We start from the raw sequence: 19,588 nt of genomic DNA, 5'->3' as shown, positions 1-19,588 counted from the left end.
TCCCGAATGATGCCGGTGCTTGCCAATATGGCCGAGGATGTTTATTAATATCCTTTTATATATTTGGGGTAAATGCAACATCTCTCTATCGGCCAGCATATTATCCAGGGCATTAAACAAACCAGCTACCTGGAGTGGGTTGGGGCCGTTACTACCGTTGCGTGCGTTTACCTGGCTGCGCGGCAAAACATCTGGAACTGGCTGGCCGGCATTATTGCAGTAATAGCCTACATGGTGGTGTTTTTTGAGAACGGTTTATTTGGCGATGCCTATTTGCAAATTTACTTCCTGGGGACAGGCATTTACGGGTGGTATTTTTGGCTCCGTAAAAAAGAGCGGGACGAAAAACCGGTAGTTAGCCTTAACAGCAAAGCCTATGCTTTGGTAATATTGGCCACTCTTGCCCTATCAGGATTGCTTGGCCTTTATCTTCAATATTTTACATCAAGTACGGTGCCTTATATCGATGGTTTTTGCACTTCGGTAAGTTTTATGGCCCAATTGCTGATGACCCGGAAAATTCTGCAAAACTGGGCGCTTTGGGTATTTGTAGATATTTGCTACGTACCATTATATATCTATAAAAACCTGTATGTAACAGCGGTTTTATATGCCATTTTGCTTGTTTTAGCTACCATGGGATATGTTGACTGGCATAAAGAATATAAAGTTTTGAGTCGAAAGTCTTAAGTTCGAAGTCAGGGAAATGGTATTTACATAAAAACAAGTGGGGTACCTGCCGGTAACAAAAAAGGACTTGAGGCTTAAGACTTTCGACTTAATTGAATACCATCTCCGCATCAGCCCAGCCGTCTAACTCCTGCGGATTGTGGCTTACTATGATGGTGGTTATATTTAATTCTTTCAGTAATATTTTTAGTTCGGCTATGAGTTCGGTTTTCATTTTTGGATCCAGGGCCGAAAAGGGTTCGTCCATTAAAAGTAACCGGGGTTTGGTAGCCAATGCCCGTAAAATGGCCAGGCGCTGTTGCTGGCCGCCCGACAGGTAATCGGGTTTATGCGTTTGCAGCGATTCTAATTTGCCCAGCAATAGTAGTTTACTTATCCATTTTTCGTCATCGGTAGCATATTCAAGGTGCTGCCTCACTGTCATATTAGGGAACAGCGCGTATTGTTGGAATACAAAACCAATATTCCTTTTTTGGGTTGATAGGCTGATCTTTGTTTCCGAATTAAACCAGGTTTCGTTATCTGCTTTGATAATGCCTTTTTCGGGGTTAATAAGCCCTGCAATTACCTTTAAAAAAGTTGTTTTACCCGAGCCCGATGGCCCATGTATTTTGGTGACGCTGCCCGTGGCAAATTGTTTATCAATGTGTAGCACCTGTTGCCCATGATATGCCTTTAGCTTCTTTTCGATATTGATGCTGATCATCCTAAAGGGCTTTTGGCTTGATATTTATTAAACACAAAAACAGCTATAACCATCACAAACGTTATGGAAAATAAAATGAGCGAGTAGTTGTTGGCCGACGCGTAATCCATTTTTTCCACCGCATCATAAACCGCGATGGAAGCTACGCGGGTAACGCCGGGGATATTGCCACCTATCATCAGCACCACTCCAAATTCGCCCAGGGTATGCGCAAAGCTAAGTACAACGGCGGTTAACAGCGATGGTTTGATATTGGGCAGTAACACGCTTTTAAATGTTTGCCAACGCGATTTGCCTAAAGTGTACGAAGCCTCGGCCAAAGCAGCGGGCAACTGTTCCAATGCCGATTTTACCGGGCCAATCATAAATGGCATACTATAAATTACCGATGCCAATACTAAACCAGGGAACGAAAATACCAACTGTACATCAAAGCTATCATGCAGCCATTTGCCCAGCCCGTGCTGCGGGCTAAAAGCCAGTAACAAATAAAAGCCCAATACCGATGGCGGCAAAACCAATGGCATGGTGATAATGGCTTCTATCATGATTTTGAAAAATGACCTCCCTCCGGATAGCCACCACGCAAAAGGCACCCCCACAATAAATAGCAGCGCCGTGGTAATACCTGCCAGTTTTAAAGTAAGCCATATTGGGGATAAGTCCATCAACAAAAATAGTGGTTATTGTATACGGTACCCATAGCTTACAAAAATACTTTTGGCCGCCGGGCTTAATATATACTGGTAAAACTTTTCGGCACCGGGGTTATTTGCGCCATGTTTCAATAGTACCATGCCCTGCAAAATAGGTTTGTAATATTTAGGGTCGATAACCTTGTAGTACAGGTCTGTTTTAGAGCCGGCTTCCTTTATCAGCGATTGGGTGGTAAAACCAACATCGGCTACGCCGGTGGTAACATAGGTGTTTACCTGCGATATGCTTTCGCCATAAACAGTTTTTGATTTTACTTCGTCTAAAATGCCTTTGAATTTCAAAACCTCTTCGGCGGCTTTACCGTAAGGGGCGATGGCCGGGTTGGCTATAGCTATTTTCTTCACCCGCGCAGTTAATAACAGGCGCTCCCAATTTTCGAACCCTATGTTTTGCCAACTACAAATGATAAGGCTTCCCCTTGCATATTCCACCGGCTGTTTGGTAGCAAAGCCACCTTTAAAAAGCGTTTCGGGGAAGCTCATATCGGCAGATAAAAATACATCAAAGGGTGCCCCGTTACTTATTTGCGCCACAAGCTTACCCGATGAGCCAACTACCGGCTCAATGCTTATTCCCGTTTTCTTCTTAAAATCTTTCTGCAACACCTCAATAACCGATTGCAGGTTGGCGGCGGCTGCCACCCGCACATTTTGCGCGGCAACAGGCAAATGAGTAAAGAGGCAAATAGCGGTTAAAAAAAAGATATATTTAAACAGCTTGTTATCGTGTTGCATGTGTTCCATTTGTACTTGTTTTATGTTTTTTATGTTGCCCGTAGCGTAAATGCATCGTTTTTTCGATTGCTTAACCACGCTGTTTGGGCCGTCCTCGCAGAGCAAATATAAACTTGTTATACAATTAATTAATTGATACCAGATGGGCAAAAATTCACGAACGATTTCATTGCCACTTCCGCGATTTTTACTTATGTTACGTAAGTTTGTTTACTTTATAAAAAACTATAAAAAGATGGATAAAAATAGTGTTTAAACCTAATGAAAATCATATTTAAATAACTGTATTATATACCTTTAATAGGATTATAAAAAGAAATGTACTATCATTGTATCCGGCCTGACGCTAACCAAACTAACCAGCTTTCGTGCCCGCAAAACCAAGCTGCGGGTACGAAAGATACTTACCCCTTTTAACTGCGTATGTGCGAACTATTAAAAAGATACTTCACTGCCGTTTTACTGTTCTTTTTTTATTTTATAACACCGGCGTCTGCCCAAACTGTTGTTCGGTTGGACGACCATGTTAAGCAGCATATATTTGAATACAAACAAGTTTATTTTTTTGAAGATACCACCGGCCGCCTGCAATTTAGCGGCGATGGCGCACCTGCTTTTGACGACCGTTTTAACGTAAACCCCGAACCAACACCGGTTACCCGCAACGTAAATTCTACCTATTGGTACCGCATCAAAATCGGCGGAAACCCCGCTACCAAAAACAGCTGGCTGCTGGAATTTTTTGATCAAACTATTGATAGTATAACTGTTTATTCGCCTATCGGCGCCAACAAATATGTACCGATACTTTTGGGGAGCAGCCGCCCGTTTTCTGAGCGGTTTTATCATCATAAAAACTTTAGCCTTAACTTAAATAATCCTGGAACAAATGATGCGGTTTATTACGTCCGGATCCGGTCGCACCACTCGGTTAACGTAATAATGGTATTGCGTACCGTTAGCTGGTTTATCAGTTACGCGCTGGACGAGTATTTCTTTTTTGGTGTTTTTTACGGCATGATACTGGTTTTTGGCCTGTATAACCTCATGATGTTTATTGCCATGCGCAAGGTGCAATACCTGTATTACATTGCCTACAACCTCAGTATTGGCCTTTATGAAATGTGCGCCGATGGAATTGCCTATCAGTATATATGGCCTAACAATCCGGGGTGGAACCAGTATGCTTACGGCATAGCTTTGTTTGCCGCCAGTATTTTTGCAGTGCTGTTTACGCAAAGCCTGCTCAATTTAAAGGTAAACGCACCGCGTTTATATAAGGCTACCAGCTGGGTTATAGCGCTTCGCTGCCTGTTTTTTGCGGCCTGCATTACCATTAATAATAGTTGGTTCAACTACAAGATTATAGAGTTTGTACCGCTGCTGCTGGCATTTTACGCAGGTTGTTATACCTGGGCCAAAGGATACAAGCCAGCGCGTTTTTTTGTTATCGGGTATTTGTTTTTGCTCACGGGGTTTATCATCAAAAGCTGTATCGCTTTAAACATGTGGTGGCTGCCGGTTACCGAGTTTGATTATTACAGCCTTAGTGTTTGCTTTATTACCGAAATGCTATTTATCTCTTTTGCTATTGGCGACAAAGTACGCATCCTGAAAAAAGAAAAGGACGACGCCCAGGTGACAATGATTAAGCAAATGAAGCAGAACGAGGAATTGAAAGACGTACTAAACAAACGCCTGGAAGAACAGGTGCAGGAACGGACCAAAGAACTGGTTGAAAAATCATCGATGATAGCCGACCAGAACGAGGAACTACGATCTGTAAACGAATTACTGCAGCACCAGGCCGAAGAAATTTCGCGCATGAATGTGTTGTTGGAGAAAGATAATGTTACGTTGCATAACGATATTGAGAAGGTAACGCACGACAGGGTAATGTCGGCCGAGGTTGATTTTGAGGAGTTCAGCAAGATCTATCCCGACCGGGAAACCTGTTTTAAATTCCTGAGCGACCTGAAGTGGGAAAATGGCTACGCCTGCCGTAAATGTGGCGGTACGCACTATGGAGGCGGGCATCTGCCGTATAGTCGCCGCTGCTCCAAATGCGGTTACGAAGAATCGGTAATTGCTTACACCATTTTACAAAACACCCGCATCCCCATCAATAAGGCTTTTTACATGATTTTTTTGATGTACTCTACAAAAGGAAAAATCTCGTCACATAAATTATCGGAAATTCTATCTATCCGCCAAAGTACCTGCTGGGCCTACAGCACTCGTATTAAAAAGGCCATGGAGGCCCAGAAAAAAGAGATTAAAAACGCAGGCTCAAAAGGGTGGAGTAAGTTGGTGATTGATAACTCGCCAGAATAAATAGCCTTACCTCATGAAATCACCAGACGAAAAAGAGAAACGCAGGGAACTGCAGCTTCAATTCCAGCAGCAACAAAAACAAGCCTTTATAACCTCGCTTCCATGGAAGCGATAACCTTTGTCAACCTTTTTGATTACCTGGATAATAAGCTGGAATACGAAGGATGCGATCATTCGTTAAGATTTACCGAAGAATATTTACAGCAATTCAACCTCCCTAAACAACAAACAATAGCATGGTTAAATGCAAACGGTGGCTTTTGCGATTGCGAGGTATTGGCCAATATAGAAGATCATTTTGAAGGCATATAGTATCTATGAAATTACCTCGGAGAATTGACAGATAAATCACTCCATAAATACAAAAGCCCGGCAATCACCGGGCTTTTGTATTATAATCTGCATATCTGAAATATGCACATCTGCACATCAAGATGCTTACTGCACCTGGAACATGTTGTTAAAGTTTGTACCATCCGGATAGTAGCCCGAAATTACCAGGTTACCATTACGCAGGTTGGTGATTACTTTATCAATATCAGCTACGCTGTTTATTGGCGATTTATTGATGCTGGTAATAATAGAGCCAACAGGGATCTCGAAGCTATCGAACACCCTGCCTTCACGCACCTGGGTTACCACAACACCCGAGTTTACATGGAATTTGGTCTTTTGAGCCTGGCTTAATGGCTGGAAGCTTGCACCCAGTTTGTTAAACAATTCCTCGGCCGATTTTGATACGGCTGCTGTACGTGGCGCTACCGGTGCGGCATCCGCCTTAAGCGTTACGGCAACGTTTTTCTCCTTACCATCGCGCAACACAGTCATGTTTACCTTATCGCCGGGTTGTAAGCGGCCTACATGTTCCTGTAAGTCAGATGATTCATAAACAGGTACGCCTTCCACTTTCTCAATGATATCACCTTTCTGTACACCGGCAGCTTGGGCACCGCCGCCTTCAACCAGGTCATTAACATATAAGCCGGTTGTATTGTTAATATTCAATTTTTGCGCTACATCGGGGTTAAGCTCTGTAAAGCTTACACCAATAAAGCCACGTTTCACGGTACCGTATTTTTTAATATCGTTCAGTACCTTTTTTGCCAGGTTAACCGGAATAGCAAAGCCATAGCCTTCATATGAGCCGGTGTGCGATGCTATGGCGGCGTTGATGCCTATCAGTTCGCCTTTGGTATTTACAAGAGCGCCACCACTGTTGCCGGGGTTAATGGCAGCATCTGTTTGGATGAACGATTCGATTGCCTTATTTAATTTAGGCGTGGTTTGCTGATTACGAGTACGGCCAAACGGGTTGCTTTGATCCTGGTTGTCCTCGCTGCCGATAATACCTATGTTACGGCCCTTGGCGCTGATAATACCGGCTGTAACGGTTGAATTAAGGTTAAAAGGGTTACCTACCGCCAACACCCATTCGCCAACACGGGCATCATCTGAGTTGCCTAATTTTACAATTGGCAGGTCGGTAGCGCTTATCTTGATCAGCGCAAGGTCAGTACTTGGATCGGTACCAATCACTTTAGCCTGGAAAGTGCGGTGATCATTGGTAGCAACCGTAATTTTATCGGCTTTTTCAACCACGTGGTTGTTGGTAACAATATAGCCATCATTGGAAATGATTACACCCGAGCCTGATGCCATTTGCGGACCTTGGGGGCGTACACGCTGGCCAAACATATCGCCAAACATCTGTTCAAACTGGTCTTGCCCGCTGCCGCCCGATTGGCTGCTGTAGGTAGTACGAATGTAAACTACGGCAGGCGTTACCGCTGCGGCAGCTTCTGTAAAATCAAGCGCACCGGTTGAAGATACTACCGGGGCCGACGGATTACTGGTAAAATAAACTTTCTGTTTGTCTTCGAAGCTCAGGTTGTCGGCATACGTGCTCTCGATAACCTTGTAAGTGCCTAAAGCCATGGCTCCTCCAACAAAAGCGGTTAATAATGTTAAACCAATCTTTTTCATCTTTATATTTGCCTTTCTTTATTTTGTTTATAATTAACAAATCAAATTTAATACCATATAGACGACATAAGCAACGATAAGTTATCAGGTTTTTTGTTAAAATTTGTTAAAATGATTTTACTTAACCACAACCATACTTAATAACGATTTGTTTGAGGTAAGTAATTGATACTAAATGACATTATTGTGAAGATACGATTTTATAAATACCAGGGTGCCGGTAACGATTTTATACTGGTTGATAACCGCGAAAATATAGTAGATCATAACGATCCTAAGCTGATTGCCGGCCTGTGCGACCGCCGTTTTGGAATTGGCGGCGACGGTATGATGTTTTTGCAAAATAAGGAAGGCTTTGATTTTGAGATGGTTTATTATAATGCCGACGGCCAGCCCAGCAGCATGTGCGGCAACGGTGGCCGCTGTATTGTAGCTTTTGCAAAATTTTTAGGTGTGATTGACAGCGAAACTGAATTTTTGGCGGTTGATGGCCCTCATTATGCCAAAATTTCATCGGAAGGGGATTGGGTAAGCCTGCAAATGATAGATGTAAAAGAGCTAAACACCGACCTGGATGCCTATGTACTCAACACCGGATCGCCCCATTACGTTAAATTGGTTGATGACCTTGTCCACCGGGATGTTTTTCATGAAGGTAAAGTGATCCGTAACAACGCTACCTACCGCGAGAAAGGCATCAATGTAAATTTTGTTGAACCAACCGATGACGGGTACTTTGTGCGCACTTTTGAACGGGGGGTAGAGGATGAAACCTTTGCCTGTGGCACAGGTGTTACCGCGGTAGCGCTTGCTATGGCAAGCCACAACCAGCAAACCGGGCATATTGATACCCCGATAAAAGTATTGGGAGGCAACCTTAATATTCGTTTTGATTACGATGGCAAGGTTTTTACCGATATATTTTTGGAAGGCCCCGCGGTGCAGGTATTTGATGGGGTAGTAGAGGTATAACTTTGATTAAATAACTAAGGGCTTACTGACACGTTATTTTGTAGGGAGTATTTTAGTTATGTCATTTTGCCAAAAACGCATCTAACGCCTTTACGGCGCTTTCATACCTATCGGTTCCGATGCCTGATATCAGCATATAATTGGCATTCAGGGCGCCCAGTTCTTTATGCCAAACATCCATAAAATACTCCCGCTTGGTAGGGAAATTGCGTAAGGGATCGTCCTGCCAGGGCAAATCGATGTTGAGTAGTAGGTATAAATCGTAAGGGTGCCGGGGCAATTCGTCCAATACTTCCTGGGGCGAGCGGCCGAACATTTCTTCGCTCCATATTTTTACGGTGATAAAGGTGGTATCGCAGATCAGTATCTTGTTGGCCATGGGCAGCAACTGTTCTTCCAAAGCCAGTTGGCCGTAAAACATATTAATCTCATCTTGCCAGGTGCAGGGCGCTGTCAGCTTTTCGCAATAGCCACGCGCATACTCGGGTACGGCGATGGTTTGATAATGCCCTGCCAAATAATCAGACATGGTTGATTTTCCTGTCGACTCGGGACCTACTACTGCTATTTTGAATACGTGGGACATTGTGGAACCTAAATATTGGAGCTAAATTCCCTCCCTGGGGAGGGGCGCGGCGATCTGCGCGGTGGCAGGGAGGGGTTTCGCCGCCTTACTTATCAGTAGCCTAAACCCCTTCCTCCCCCTTCCCCAAGGAAGGAATCGCACAAGCCTTTTTTTTCTTGATTGTTTGCGAAATCTATTACCGCTCCAGTTTTGCTATCCTTGTTGGGGTATCTGTACCGGCAACAATACTGCGTGAACTTAGCGCAATTGCCCTGATGGTTGACGTAATATTACTTACATCCAAAGAGCTAAACTCATCTTTTACGGTATGGTATAACTTGTCGATATCTATCTGATCGGTTGATATGGTGTGCGCCGGTACGCCAAGCCTGGCCAGTGTTGCATTATCGCTCCGGTAAAACAAATCCTGCTCAGGATAGGGGTCCGGGTAAAACTTAAAGGCAGTGCCATCCAGGTTTTTTTGCAGGATCTTGCCGAAATCCGAACGCTCATAACCGGTAATAAATGCCGAGTTTTGGCCGAATTTTGATGCCTTGCCAATCATTTCGATATTAAACATGGCAACCGTTTTATCGGGGTTCACCTGGCCCGAGAAGTATTGCGATCCGTAACCGCCAATTTCTTCGGCACAAAAAGCTACAAAAATGAGGGTGCGAGCATTGTTTTTTAGCTTTTTATAATATTTAGCCAATGATATTACAGCCGTTGTGCCCGATGCATCGTCGTCTGCACCATTGGCAATGCTGTCGCCTTCCATAGGTTTAAGGATACCCAGGTGGTCATAATGCCCCGAGAATACTACAAACTCTTCCGGTTTGGTTTTACCGGGGATCATGCCTGCAACGTTAAACAAAGGAAGTTCTTCGCTTTTGGTTTCGTAACTTGCATCAAACGTGGTTACTTTATCAAAAGTCCCCAATACAAATATAACAGGGGTTGTAGCCTTACCTTTAAAGGTTACGCTGCCCCTGCCGCTAAATCCGCGTACGCGGGTAAACAAATCTTTAAATTTAGGGTCAACCAGCACCAGCGATTTTTTACCGCTGCGTGTAATGGCGCCGTACTCCTGCCTGAAATTTTTATCGCCGGTTACCTCTACCACCTGCACATCGGCGTTGGTGGCCCAGCTAAATGATTCGCTTCCTGTTGCAAAGGCGCTATCGGCCGCAATGCTTTTGCCGTTAATGCTCAGTGTTAATTTAACTGGGGAAGAACGGATCATCTTAAAATCCTGCCTGAAACCGGTGTTACCAGCCAGCGGCGTTAGGCCAATGCTGTTAAACTCGCCTTCAATAAATTTGGCTGCTTTTTCGATGCCGGGCGAAAAGGTTGCACGACCCTGCATATCATCGGCCGATAGGGTTTTAATAATACGGCCAACATTTTTTTCTTTAATCAGCTTATTTACATTTTGGGCAAAACCCAACGTGGTAATTGCTGATAATGCTACGGTTACTATAAAAATCTTTTTCATGTTATTTAACTTTTGATTGCAACCAATTGTTGCGGAATGTTTCCTGTTCTTTTGATAATGGCTTGCCTGTTTTTTCAAAGGTAACTACTTCAAAATTAGGATTTGCCTCTAATACAATGGTTGTTTCGTGGCTGCCGGTGCGGTTTTTATAATTTATAGTAAGCTTGTCGCCCGGTTTTTTATCGGTAAGCTGGTCGTCAAATCCTTTCTGGTCTTTAATGTCAGCGCCGTTTACTTTTAATATCACGTCACCTGCATCAAGGCCTGCCTTATATACCGGCGAGCCAATAATGGTACTTGATAGTATCGGCAAGCCTTCGGCATTACCTGCACGCGGCTGGCCTGCCCTGCCACGGCCGGCGGTGGTTGCCAATGATCCTGCCCAGCCTTTTTCGGGGTTAATTTTGCGTAATACCAAACCAGCTTTGGCCAATAACTCTTCGTAATTATTTTTATCGATGCCGGTAATGTATTTCCTGAAAAAGTCGGCGGCAAATTTGGGGTTAGTTACTTTGCCCAGGTCGGTTTGCAAATCGGGTACGGTATAAGGTTTCATTACCTTACCGCGGCTTAGCCAAACCTGGCGCATATAGTCGTCGAGCGTAATGTTAAAATCGCTGCGCAGGCGCAAGTCAAGCGCAAGGGCTATGGCGCCGCCATAGGTGTAGTAACTGGTAAAATCGTTGGCGTTATTGTTAGGATCGATAGAAACACCGGCATCGGCGTATACAGAATAACGGCTCATTTGGGTTGCCGGATATTTAGCGGCGGCAGGGGTGTTTAGTACCTGGTTTACCAGGCCAGCTACAGTGCCGGTATAATCATCAAGATCAATAAAGCCTGAGCGTACCAGCAGCAGCTCGCCGTAGTATTGGGTAAAGCCTTCGGCAAACCAAAGTTCGCTGCTCATGTTGGCATGTTCAAAATTAAACGGCTCCAATGTTTTGGGGCGGATGCGTTTCACATTCCAGCTATGGAAGTATTCGTGCGCGTAAACGCCCAGCAGTCGTTTTTCCAGCCCTTCAACTTTAGGGGCTGGTATGGTAATGCAGGTTGAGTTACGATGTTCCATCCCATCGCCTGAGGTGGTTGGGTGAATGTCGCTGATAAAAGTATATTCGCCATAATCGTAGGCCGGGAATTCGCCAAATACGGCTTTTTCTTCCTGTACCATCCGGGCAACCATTTTGCCAAAATTATCTATCACGGCCTGGCTGTCATCGGAGTGAACGGTAAGGTTTATCTTTTCTTTTTTATTATCATAATTAATCACATCCCAGCTGGCAATTTTATAATCAGACAGTTCGGTTGGGCAATCCATCATGTATTGCAGGTTGGGGGCGCTGTACACGTTTTTATCCTCGTGTTTTAGCTGGGTAGCTACATGCCAGCCATATTTATCCAAATCGTTAAACTGGAAGGTAACAGGCCTTTTATCCTGCCCAACAACCCACATAAAAGTGGCGGGCATGTTCAGGTGGGCGTGGCTTGGGTCGATGCTGGCGTAGGTGCCATCTGTCCAGTTGCCAAAAAGGGTATAGGTTACTTTTACGGTGGATGGATGCTCCTCTATCGAGTAAACATCACCTTCAACTTGCTTCAATTCAAGGGCCTTGCCGTTTACATCGGTAGCAGCAACGTTATAAATATTTTTACCAAATTCATGCGTGGCATAGCGGCCGGCAGATGAGCGGCTCATCCTTACCAGCAAAGGGCCGGTTGGGGCCTGCGGAATGGTCATGGTAATCTCGGCCTCGTGATGGGCGGCATTAGGGAACGATATTGAATAATAAATAGCTTTTGGTGCATCCTGCTGGGCTATGGCAGCAGCCGAAAGCAGGGAGGCAAACGCGAATAGTAATGTTTTTTTCATGTATTATGATTAGCAGCGATGAAATTACAACTAATCGGCCAAATTGTAATATATCAATATCATTACAGAAGGTGTTGGCCCTATCATTATTGTATTTTCACGCAGAGGCGTAAAGCCGCCAAGTTTTACGGGGTTTGCCTTGCCGTTTTTCACAGAAGAATCTTTAATATATCAGTTACACCAATTACACGTATTTTTGAATTATGAAAAGACTGATACGCAGTTTTGGTTTTGCTTTTAAGGGGTTAAGGTATGCTACAGCAACGCAGCCTAATTTCAGGATACACCTGGTATTGGCTTTTATTGCGGTGATGTTGGGCTTTGCGCTCCATATCGCCTTTACAGAATGGCAATGGATTATGCTTGCAATTGCCCTGGTGCTGGCAATTGAACTTTTAAATACCGGGATTGAAACATTAACCGACCTGGTATCACCGGATTATAATGAAATGGCGGGCAGGGTTAAAGATGTTTGCGCCAGCGCAGTGGTAATTGCGGCCTTATTTGCGCTTATAACAGGCATCGTAATATTTTTACCAAAACTTATTTTACTGGTAAGGCATGCTGCATAAAACCCGTGGTATAGTATTTAAAGCCACCGATTATGGCGAAAGCAGCGTAATTGTGCAAATTTTTACCGAGAAATTTGGCCTACAATCATACATCATTAATGGGGCCAAAAAGCCAAAAGCAAAAATAGGCCGCAATATGCTGCAGCCTTTGCACCTGCTTGATTTGGTGGTTTATCATAAAAACACCGGCAGTGTGCAACGTATAGCCGAGCTTAAAAATTCACCTGTTTTACAAAGCATCCCTTATGATGTGATCAAAAGCTGCATCGCCATTTTTTTAAACGAGGTGCTATACAAATCCATTAAACAGCAGTCGGCCGACGAGAATATTTTTGATTTTGTTTTTAGCGCGATAGAGTGGCTCGACCATCAAACCGGCAATGTAGCCAACTTTCACCTGCTGTTTTTAGCCCGGCTTACACGCTACCTGGGCTTTTATCCTGACAGGGCCCTGATTGACCATGCCGACTATTTTGACCTGAAGAACGGTACGTTCAGCAAATATAAGCCCGATACTGTAATGTACCTGTCGCCGCCGCATACGCAAAACTTTAGCCGACTACTCAAATGCAGTTTTGAAAGTATGGATCAATTAAAATTTAGTAACGACGAGCGGCGATACCTTATCCAGAAGTTAATGGAGTATTATGCCCTGCATATTGAAGGTTTTGGCAGTATCCGCTCCGGCGACGTGCTGGAGGAGGTTCTTTCTTAATCCATGAGTCGGAAGTAGTAAGTTCTAAGTCAAAAAAAGATCTTCTTTATAATCCAATACCGTTTGAGTTGAAAGCTCTCCCCACTCCTAAAAAGCTGGGTTATGCTATGGCACTACTGAATATTATTATTGCCGGTTGGATGCATTATTAAGCATTAAAACATGCCTAAAACAAAAAAAGAGATAGCCAGGTGGCTCTCTCTTTTTTTTTAAGTTGACTGACCTCATTATTTACCATAAAGAACTAATTGGTTAGATCGATAATAACAATTAGGACAAATATAAGCACTATAGGGTTAGTAGACTAATTTTTGGCAAAAAAAGCTTCATTTTTATGAAAAAACACCATATTTTGATGAAAAAAGCGTGTTTTTTGAAAAAAAGGCCCTTATTTTGCCATTTTTTCAATCAAAATGCTCAAAAAATGACCGCCTTTTGGCTGTAGTTGTCAGGAGTTTAGGCATCGGTCTATCATTGGCCGGGATGAAAAATGGCATAAATATTATTTCATTTGCTTAGTTGATGGCGGAAATTTAATACTATCCACACGGAGGTATTGCAACGTTACATCAAATTTGAAGGGGTCTTTGGCAGGCGTGATCTTGACGCTTTTGTATTTGTCGGCCAGCCAATAAAAAACCTTATTAACGCTATCTGGCAAACTAACAGACTGGGCCGTGATGCGCTTTACCTTTCCCTGGTAATAAATAATCAGCTCCAAAGTTTGATCGTCGGCGCTATTGTCATAGTGGCTGGCAAGTTTTTTATAATGAATAGCTTCCAGCTTCATGTTCAATGTATCCCAGGTTTGTTTGCTTATTGTACCCGAATAATAACCTTTAATAACTTTCCTTTTCTTGCCCGGCAAAAGCTTACCACCATAAAATTTAAAGTTGAGCGAACTATCTATACTTGTAGCAGTGAACTGGCAAGGGCCAAAGCACTCGCCTGTGGCAATTTCTATTTTGGTTATCTCGTTGTTCCTGGGGGCTAACGGCTTATTGCAGGCCGTGAGCAATCCCACTAAAAACAGCACCAGAACAATACCATTAACAAACAAACTTTTGCGTGATTCCATTACATCTTAATTAAAATTGCCCACTATATCGGCTATGCTAAAGTTGTCATTTATATCGGCAATTTCAATGCGGCCTATAACTTGGGTGTAAAATACTGCTCCCAAAACCAACAAATCCGGCCTGTTTTGCAAGCCGGATTTGTTGGTATTAAATAAGAGCGGGTTATTTAAGCGAGTATACCCAGTTCACTATTTGTTTAATCTCGGACGGTTTTAGGTTAGGGTGTGCGGGCATATCCACATCGCCCCAAACGCCGTGACCACCGGTTGCTATCTTTTTAACAAGGTGCGCGGTTGATGTCGCGTTTTTTGGGTACTTTTTAGCAACGTCGGTAAATGCCGGGCCTACAGATTTTTCGGCTACCTTGTGGCAGGCCTTGCAATCTAACGACATCATTAAGGTCATTCCTGCGGCGTTAGCCTTAATGTTAGCCATTTTTAGTTTCATATCGGGCGAATCCTGGCCGGCTAATACCGGGGTGGTTTTACTTAACGTAGCTGCGCCTTCATCATCTTTAACCTCCACAGATACGTTGTAGTTGCCTTTTTTGGTATAGGTGTAAATCAGTTTTGGGAAGGCCGTTGTTTTTTTGATACCGTTGCCCAGGTTCCAGGTGTATGTCATTGTGTTATTTTCCGGATCGGTTGCCGTTGCGGTAAAAGTTACCGCTAAAGGCAATTTACCAAAAGCTTTATTTGCCGTAATGCTTTTTACTTCGGGCGCGCGGTTACCGGTGTTGTAATCAATGCGGGCCAAACCGGCATCCTTGTTTTTGGTAAACCAGCCCGAGCCATATTCAAGTACATAAATTTTGCCATCGGGGCCGGTTTCCATATCAATAGGAGAGTTGAATTTGGTAGTGGCCATAAATGGTTCCATTTTGTCAAGGTCGCCATTGGGTTGCAGGGTAAGTACCTTTATCCAGCCGCGGATCCAATCATAAAAAAATACTTTTTTGTTATAATATTCGGGTAGGCGAGTTGCTTTAGGATACAAGTCGGTATAGTAAATGGGGCCGGCCATAGTGGTACGCCCGCCAGAGCCAACTTGCGGGAAATCTTTCGATTCGCCATAAGGGTACCATATAAATGCAGGTTGTGCAGGCGGCAGTTCTCTTAAGCCTGTATTGTTCCTGGAATCATTTATGGGGTGCAGCGGGTCAAAATTCGGCCCCGATTCGCCGGTTTCATAGTTATAAGCGTGGTACGGGATATTGGGGCCAATAAACAACGGCCAACCGAAGAAGCCTGCTGCTTTAGCCTGGTTAAATTCATCATAACCACGGGGCCCACGAGTGGCTAAGCTGTCGTTATTGGCATCGGGGCCTACTTCGCCCCAGTACAGGTAGTCGTTCTTTTTATCAACCGCTATACGGTATGGGTTTCGGTCGCCCATTACATAAATTTCGGGACGGGTACCCGCTGTGCCCGGTTTAAACAGATTGCCATCCGGGATAGTATAAGTACCATCGCTTTTTATTTTTATCCTCAGGATTTTGCCCCTTAAATCGTTGGTATTCCCGGCAGAGCGCCTGGAATCATGATTGATATGTTCCGGGCGATCATCCAATGGTGCAAATGCGTGCGTATCATGCGGCAGTTTTTTGCCTTCGTCAAATGGCGTAGTATTATCGCCGGTAGATACAAACAGCAAATGATCTGGCCCAAACGCTATGGAGCCACCCGTATGGCAGCAAATTTCGCGCTGAGAATATAACTGCAATACGATTTTTTCGGATTTATTATCAATAGTATCACCCGTAAGCGTAAAGCGCGATAAGCGGTTTACCGAAGTATCTGCCGGGCTGTAATAAATGTAAACGTAGTGGTTGGTTTTAAAATCCGGATCGGCCTGGATGCCTAAAACACCCTCTTCGGCATTTACCCCTTTGGTGTGCAGCGTTTTAAAATAAGCGTTCAGAAAGCCAACCTGCTTAATGGTTTTGGTGGCATTCTTAAACAGCATGATTTCGCCGCGGCGCTGGGCTACCAAAATATCCAGGTTGGGCAAAATGGTCATTTCCGTAGGCTCATAAAAAGTGCCCTGAATAAGGGATGTTCTTACAAAACGGTTTTCCTCGGGCACGCGCAGCGTGGTACATTTGGAGTAATCAAGTTTTTTATTGTCGCCAATAGCATATTTAATACCGCCCAGCAGGTGGCCTAAATATACCGGGTCGCTGTATGATTCGTCGGTATGACCAAGTTCTGTATAAAAAGCGCGGCCGTTTTCAAAGTCATGATACCAGGCCATTGGGTGGTTATCGCCGTTGATGCCGCCTTTATAGCTGTTTTCGTCAATTTTAATAAGCACATGCACGTTTTTGCTAATCTTTTTAAAGTTGTACCACTCATCTGTTCTTTTCCATTCATCGGGCAAAGCGCGGGTTGAGGGATGTTTTTTATCCACCACTTTTAATATGGCCTCCTGCATAGCAGGGTGGCTGTCAAAGTAGGCACCCACCAAACGGCCGTACCATTGCCAGTCGTATTCGGCATCGGCGGCGGCATGCACGCCAACAAAATTGCCGCCTGCCTGCATATAGCGTTCCAGGTCGGCCTGCTGATAATTGTTAAGCATATAGCCGGTAGTGCTCAGGAAAACAACTGCGGCGTATTGGCTAAGATTGGCTTCGCTGATTTTTGCAGCGTTGGATGTGGTATCAACCGAAAAATCATTTTCGGCACCAAGTTTAATGATAGCCGCAGAACCTGCCGCAATGGATGCATGGTGATAACCAGATGTTTTAGTGAATACCAGAATTTTGGGCTTAACAACTATTTTGCTGAAGTTAAATACCAGCACGGATAGTGCCAGCAGTAAGGAAGTTTTTAATCGCATAGATAATATTGAAAGGTTTTAGTGGTACTTGCCTGGGTTTTTGATTTGTGGTTAAAATCGGCTGAATATAGGCATTTCCATCGATTGCGTAACTTTAGTATCGCAAATATTACAAGTTAATAACAAGATGGTTTGCCTGGATAGAAAATGAGTATTTGTGTACAATGTTAAAAAAAAGAAATATCGTCAGAGTCAAAAAAACAAGGAGTTTTTTTTTAAAATTAACCGTGCTTATTTCTCGACCAGGGCAAGCCAGCCTGATATCACTTTTTTGATGCCCGTTTCTTTGCTTTTTAAATCATCTATATCCTTAATATATATAAGGCGGCGGCCATCCGCATAGTCGCCTTCTAAAAGCCCTGTGTTATCATTAACTTTTGCCCCGCTGGGAAAAACCAGCAAAATGCGCTTATGCAGGTTCATGACAATGATATACCTTTTATATTCTTTAGGGTTAAAGGGCTTCATTTCGCCGGTGTACAAAAAGCTGGGGGCATTCCATTTTACCTCTTCTCTAATTTCAGGGTCCATGCTTAAAACTATCTGCCTGATGGCCTGTACAATTTGGGCAACCAGGGCATCCAGTTTTTCAATATATTCGGTTACCAGTCGGGTGTTTGTTTTGGGCGGTAATTTGGCCATAATTATTTGCAGGTTAATAAGGTTATACAAATATGTTGAATATCGGGAAGGATTATTAGCATTTAATTTACTTTGAAGGAGCTAATGAGGGTTTCGCCCTTTAGTGGAGGCTTCTCCTTCATTTTTATTTCATACTGTATTTCAAAAAAACATATACCTTAGTTCTGCATTTTAAACCTTAGTTAAGCAAAATTCGCGGCCATTTTCGTAACAATTACGCGGCCTGCTTGTCAATATATAAATACATTTTACAATGGCTATTAATCTTCAAAAAGGACAAAAAATAGATATCGGACTGTCGAAAATGACAGTTGGTTTGGGCTGGAACCCAAATGAAGGCACAGGTTATGATTTTGACCTGGATGTATCGGCTATCATGATAGATGGCAACAGGTTTGTACCCGAAGACGAGTTCTTCGTTTTTTATAACAACGTAGATTCGCCGGACGGCGCCGTTCACCACACCGGCGATGATCCCTCGGGCGGCAACAGCGATGGCGGCGACGACGAATCCATCAACATTGATTTAACTAAAGTTGACGCCAAAATACAGGAGATATTATTTGTGGTAACCATCCACGAAGCACAACCCCGCAGGCAAAACTTTGGGCAGGTACGCGATTCCTATATCCGTATTATTGACGAGCAAACCGGTAGCGAAGTTTGCAAATACGAGCTGGGTGAGGATTTTTCTATCGAAACAGCCGTTGAGTTTGGGCGCTTATACCGCCGCAACGGGGCCTGGAAGTTTGAGGCATCGGGCGTGGGTTACAAAGAGGACCTTGCCTTCTTTTTAAGTAAATATTTTAAAGGGCAAATTATTAAATAAGCAAAGCAATGGCAATTAATCTGGTAAAAGGTCAAACAATTGACCTTCGTAAAAATGATAAAGGCGAAAGCTTCGATTTGTCGTCGGTAACCATTGGCTTAGGTTGGGATGTAAGGCAAAGTCGCGGCGGCGGAGGTTTTTTAGGTAAACTATTTGGCGGCGGCAACGAAGAGGTGGAATACGACCTGGATGCCATTGCTTTCCTGCTGGATAAAAACGGCCATGTGGCCAACAGGGGCCGCACCTTTCAAAAACAAAACGGCAATAAAATAAATTTATATGAGGGCGATGTGGTGTATTTTAACTCCATGCGCCACCCATCAAACCATATTTGGCTAACCGGCGATAACCGTACAGGTGCGGGCGATGGCGATGATGAGCAGATTATCGTAAAACTGGATTCGCTTGATCCGAAATACGACCGCATTTTATTTATCGTTGCTATATACCAGGGGCAAAGGAACAACCAGCATTTTGGTATGGTAGAGAACGCCTTTATCCGTGCAGTTGATAATCACGGCAAAGAGATAGCCAAATTCAGCCTCTCGGGCGATGCCACCTATAACGGCATGTGCTCCATGAAATTTGCCGAAGTGTACCGAAAAGACGGCACCTGGAAATTCCGCGCCATTGGCGAACCGTTTGCAACAGATAATTTTTTAGAGTTACTTAAACAGTATTGAATTGTGTTGAACGTTGTAAGTTATACGTTGTACGTGCCTGTTTGGTAAAACAACGTATAACTTACAATATACGGCGTAATATCTATATTCAGAACTGCTAACAATATTGAAATTTAGTTGTACCTCTATATCGCCAATTGGGCAAAACGTATAACTTA

Annotated in this window: 18 protein-coding genes; 8 read left to right on the top strand and 10 right to left on the bottom strand. The window is 43.7% G+C overall.

Features of this window, described 5'->3' with window-relative positions; translation table 11 throughout:
• Positions 1–72: 72 nt before the first annotated feature.
• A complete protein-coding gene (pnuC, locus tag AC1DU2_RS04885; protein WP_477383087.1) occupies positions 73–690 on the top strand; it encodes a nicotinamide riboside transporter PnuC in 618 nt (205 codons plus the stop codon).
• Between the two features lie 88 nt (positions 691–778).
• On the opposite strand, the gene AC1DU2_RS04880 is transcribed toward pnuC, so the two are convergent.
• Genes AC1DU2_RS04880 through modA form a run of 3 tightly spaced genes read right to left on the bottom strand, consistent with a single transcriptional unit; the run spans position 779 to position 2,856 of the window.
• Positions 779–1,396 carry an ATP-binding cassette domain-containing protein gene (locus tag AC1DU2_RS04880; protein WP_477383086.1) on the bottom strand — a complete coding sequence of 206 codons (618 nt, stop codon included), beginning with the start codon at positions 1,394–1,396 and terminating at the stop codon, positions 779–781.
• Entirely contained in the window at positions 1,393–2,064 is a 672-nt protein-coding gene (gene modB, locus AC1DU2_RS04875) for a molybdate ABC transporter permease subunit (protein ID WP_477383084.1), read from the bottom strand. Before modB ends, AC1DU2_RS04880 begins: the two co-directional genes overlap by 4 nt.
• 15 nt (positions 2,065–2,079) lie before the next feature.
• The gene (gene modA / locus AC1DU2_RS04870) at positions 2,080–2,856 is read right to left on the bottom strand and encodes a molybdate ABC transporter substrate-binding protein (RefSeq protein WP_477383081.1); all 777 of its coding nucleotides are present in this window, start codon (positions 2,854–2,856) and stop codon (positions 2,080–2,082) included.
• Positions 2,857–3,270: 414 nt separating this feature from the next.
• On the opposite strand from modA, the gene AC1DU2_RS04865 reads away from it, so the two are divergent.
• Together AC1DU2_RS04865 and AC1DU2_RS04860 are read left to right on the top strand one after the other, a co-directional pair.
• Entirely contained in the window at positions 3,271–5,181 is a 1,911-nt protein-coding gene (locus AC1DU2_RS04865) for a 7TM diverse intracellular signaling domain-containing protein (RefSeq protein ID WP_477356377.1), read from the top strand.
• Between the two features lie 102 nt (positions 5,182–5,283).
• Positions 5,284–5,493, top strand: coding sequence for a DUF2695 domain-containing protein (locus AC1DU2_RS04860; protein ID WP_477356379.1), 210 nt, complete (start codon positions 5,284–5,286; stop codon positions 5,491–5,493).
• Between the two features lie 126 nt (positions 5,494–5,619).
• On the opposite strand, the gene AC1DU2_RS04855 is transcribed toward AC1DU2_RS04860, so the two are convergent.
• Positions 5,620–7,164, bottom strand: a complete 1,545-nt coding sequence (locus tag AC1DU2_RS04855; protein ID WP_477383080.1) for a Do family serine endopeptidase — start codon at positions 7,162–7,164, stop codon at positions 5,620–5,622.
• Positions 7,165–7,350: 186 nt separating this feature from the next.
• On the opposite strand from AC1DU2_RS04855, the gene dapF reads away from it, so the two are divergent.
• On the top strand, positions 7,351–8,136 hold the full coding sequence (dapF, locus tag AC1DU2_RS04850) for a diaminopimelate epimerase (protein ID WP_477383078.1): 786 nt from the start codon (positions 7,351–7,353) through the stop codon (positions 8,134–8,136).
• Between the two features lie 61 nt (positions 8,137–8,197).
• Here dapF and AC1DU2_RS04845 read toward each other — a convergent pair whose 3' ends face one another.
• The 3 genes from AC1DU2_RS04845 to AC1DU2_RS04835 all read right to left on the bottom strand — a co-directional run bounded on the left by AC1DU2_RS04845 (position 8,198) and on the right by AC1DU2_RS04835 (position 12,069).
• Positions 8,198–8,722, bottom strand: coding sequence for an AAA family ATPase (locus AC1DU2_RS04845; RefSeq protein ID WP_477383076.1), 525 nt, complete (start codon positions 8,720–8,722; stop codon positions 8,198–8,200).
• A 175-nt stretch (positions 8,723–8,897) separates the two neighbouring features.
• A complete protein-coding gene (locus AC1DU2_RS04840; protein ID WP_477383074.1) occupies positions 8,898–10,196 on the bottom strand; it encodes a M20/M25/M40 family metallo-hydrolase in 1,299 nt (432 codons plus the stop codon).
• A gap of 1 nt (position 10,197) precedes the next feature.
• The gene (locus AC1DU2_RS04835; RefSeq protein WP_477383071.1) at positions 10,198–12,069 is read right to left on the bottom strand and encodes a M61 family metallopeptidase; all 1,872 of its coding nucleotides are present in this window, start codon (positions 12,067–12,069) and stop codon (positions 10,198–10,200) included.
• 203 nt (positions 12,070–12,272) lie between these two features.
• Here AC1DU2_RS04835 and AC1DU2_RS04830 point away from each other — a divergent pair, with 203 nt between their 5' ends.
• A complete protein-coding gene (locus tag AC1DU2_RS04830; RefSeq protein ID WP_477356391.1) occupies positions 12,273–12,641 on the top strand; it encodes a diacylglycerol kinase in 369 nt (122 codons plus the stop codon).
• The gene (recO, locus tag AC1DU2_RS04825; protein ID WP_477383069.1) at positions 12,631–13,356 is read left to right on the top strand and encodes a DNA repair protein RecO; all 726 of its coding nucleotides are present in this window, start codon (positions 12,631–12,633) and stop codon (positions 13,354–13,356) included. Before AC1DU2_RS04830 ends, recO begins: the two co-directional genes overlap by 11 nt.
• Before the next feature lie 502 nt (positions 13,357–13,858).
• Here recO and AC1DU2_RS04820 read toward each other — a convergent pair.
• From AC1DU2_RS04820 to AC1DU2_RS04810, 3 genes are all read right to left on the bottom strand, one after another.
• The gene (locus AC1DU2_RS04820; protein WP_477383066.1) at positions 13,859–14,434 is read right to left on the bottom strand and encodes a DUF6438 domain-containing protein; all 576 of its coding nucleotides are present in this window, start codon (positions 14,432–14,434) and stop codon (positions 13,859–13,861) included.
• Positions 14,435–14,597: 163 nt separating this feature from the next.
• The gene (locus AC1DU2_RS04815; protein ID WP_477383064.1) at positions 14,598–17,276 is read right to left on the bottom strand and encodes a ThuA domain-containing protein; all 2,679 of its coding nucleotides are present in this window, start codon (positions 17,274–17,276) and stop codon (positions 14,598–14,600) included.
• Between the two features lie 231 nt (positions 17,277–17,507).
• On the bottom strand, positions 17,508–17,918 hold the full coding sequence (locus tag AC1DU2_RS04810; protein ID WP_477383062.1) for a DUF1801 domain-containing protein: 411 nt from the start codon (positions 17,916–17,918) through the stop codon (positions 17,508–17,510).
• A 253-nt stretch (positions 17,919–18,171) separates the two neighbouring features.
• Here AC1DU2_RS04810 and AC1DU2_RS04805 point away from each other — a divergent pair, with 253 nt between their 5' ends.
• Both AC1DU2_RS04805 and AC1DU2_RS04800 read left to right on the top strand, forming a co-directional pair.
• On the top strand, positions 18,172–18,747 hold the full coding sequence (locus tag AC1DU2_RS04805) for a TerD family protein (RefSeq protein ID WP_477383060.1): 576 nt from the start codon (positions 18,172–18,174) through the stop codon (positions 18,745–18,747).
• 8 nt (positions 18,748–18,755) lie between these two features.
• Positions 18,756–19,430 (top strand): TerD family protein, encoded by a 675-nt coding sequence (locus tag AC1DU2_RS04800; protein ID WP_477383058.1) that lies wholly within the window; start codon positions 18,756–18,758, stop codon positions 19,428–19,430.
• The last annotated feature ends 158 nt before the right edge of the window (positions 19,431–19,588 follow it).

This window comes from Mucilaginibacter sp. P4_C11 (assembly GCF_056402115.1).
Note: the sequence above shows the minus strand (reverse complement) of the source record. Positions and strands in the feature narration are given on the sequence as shown.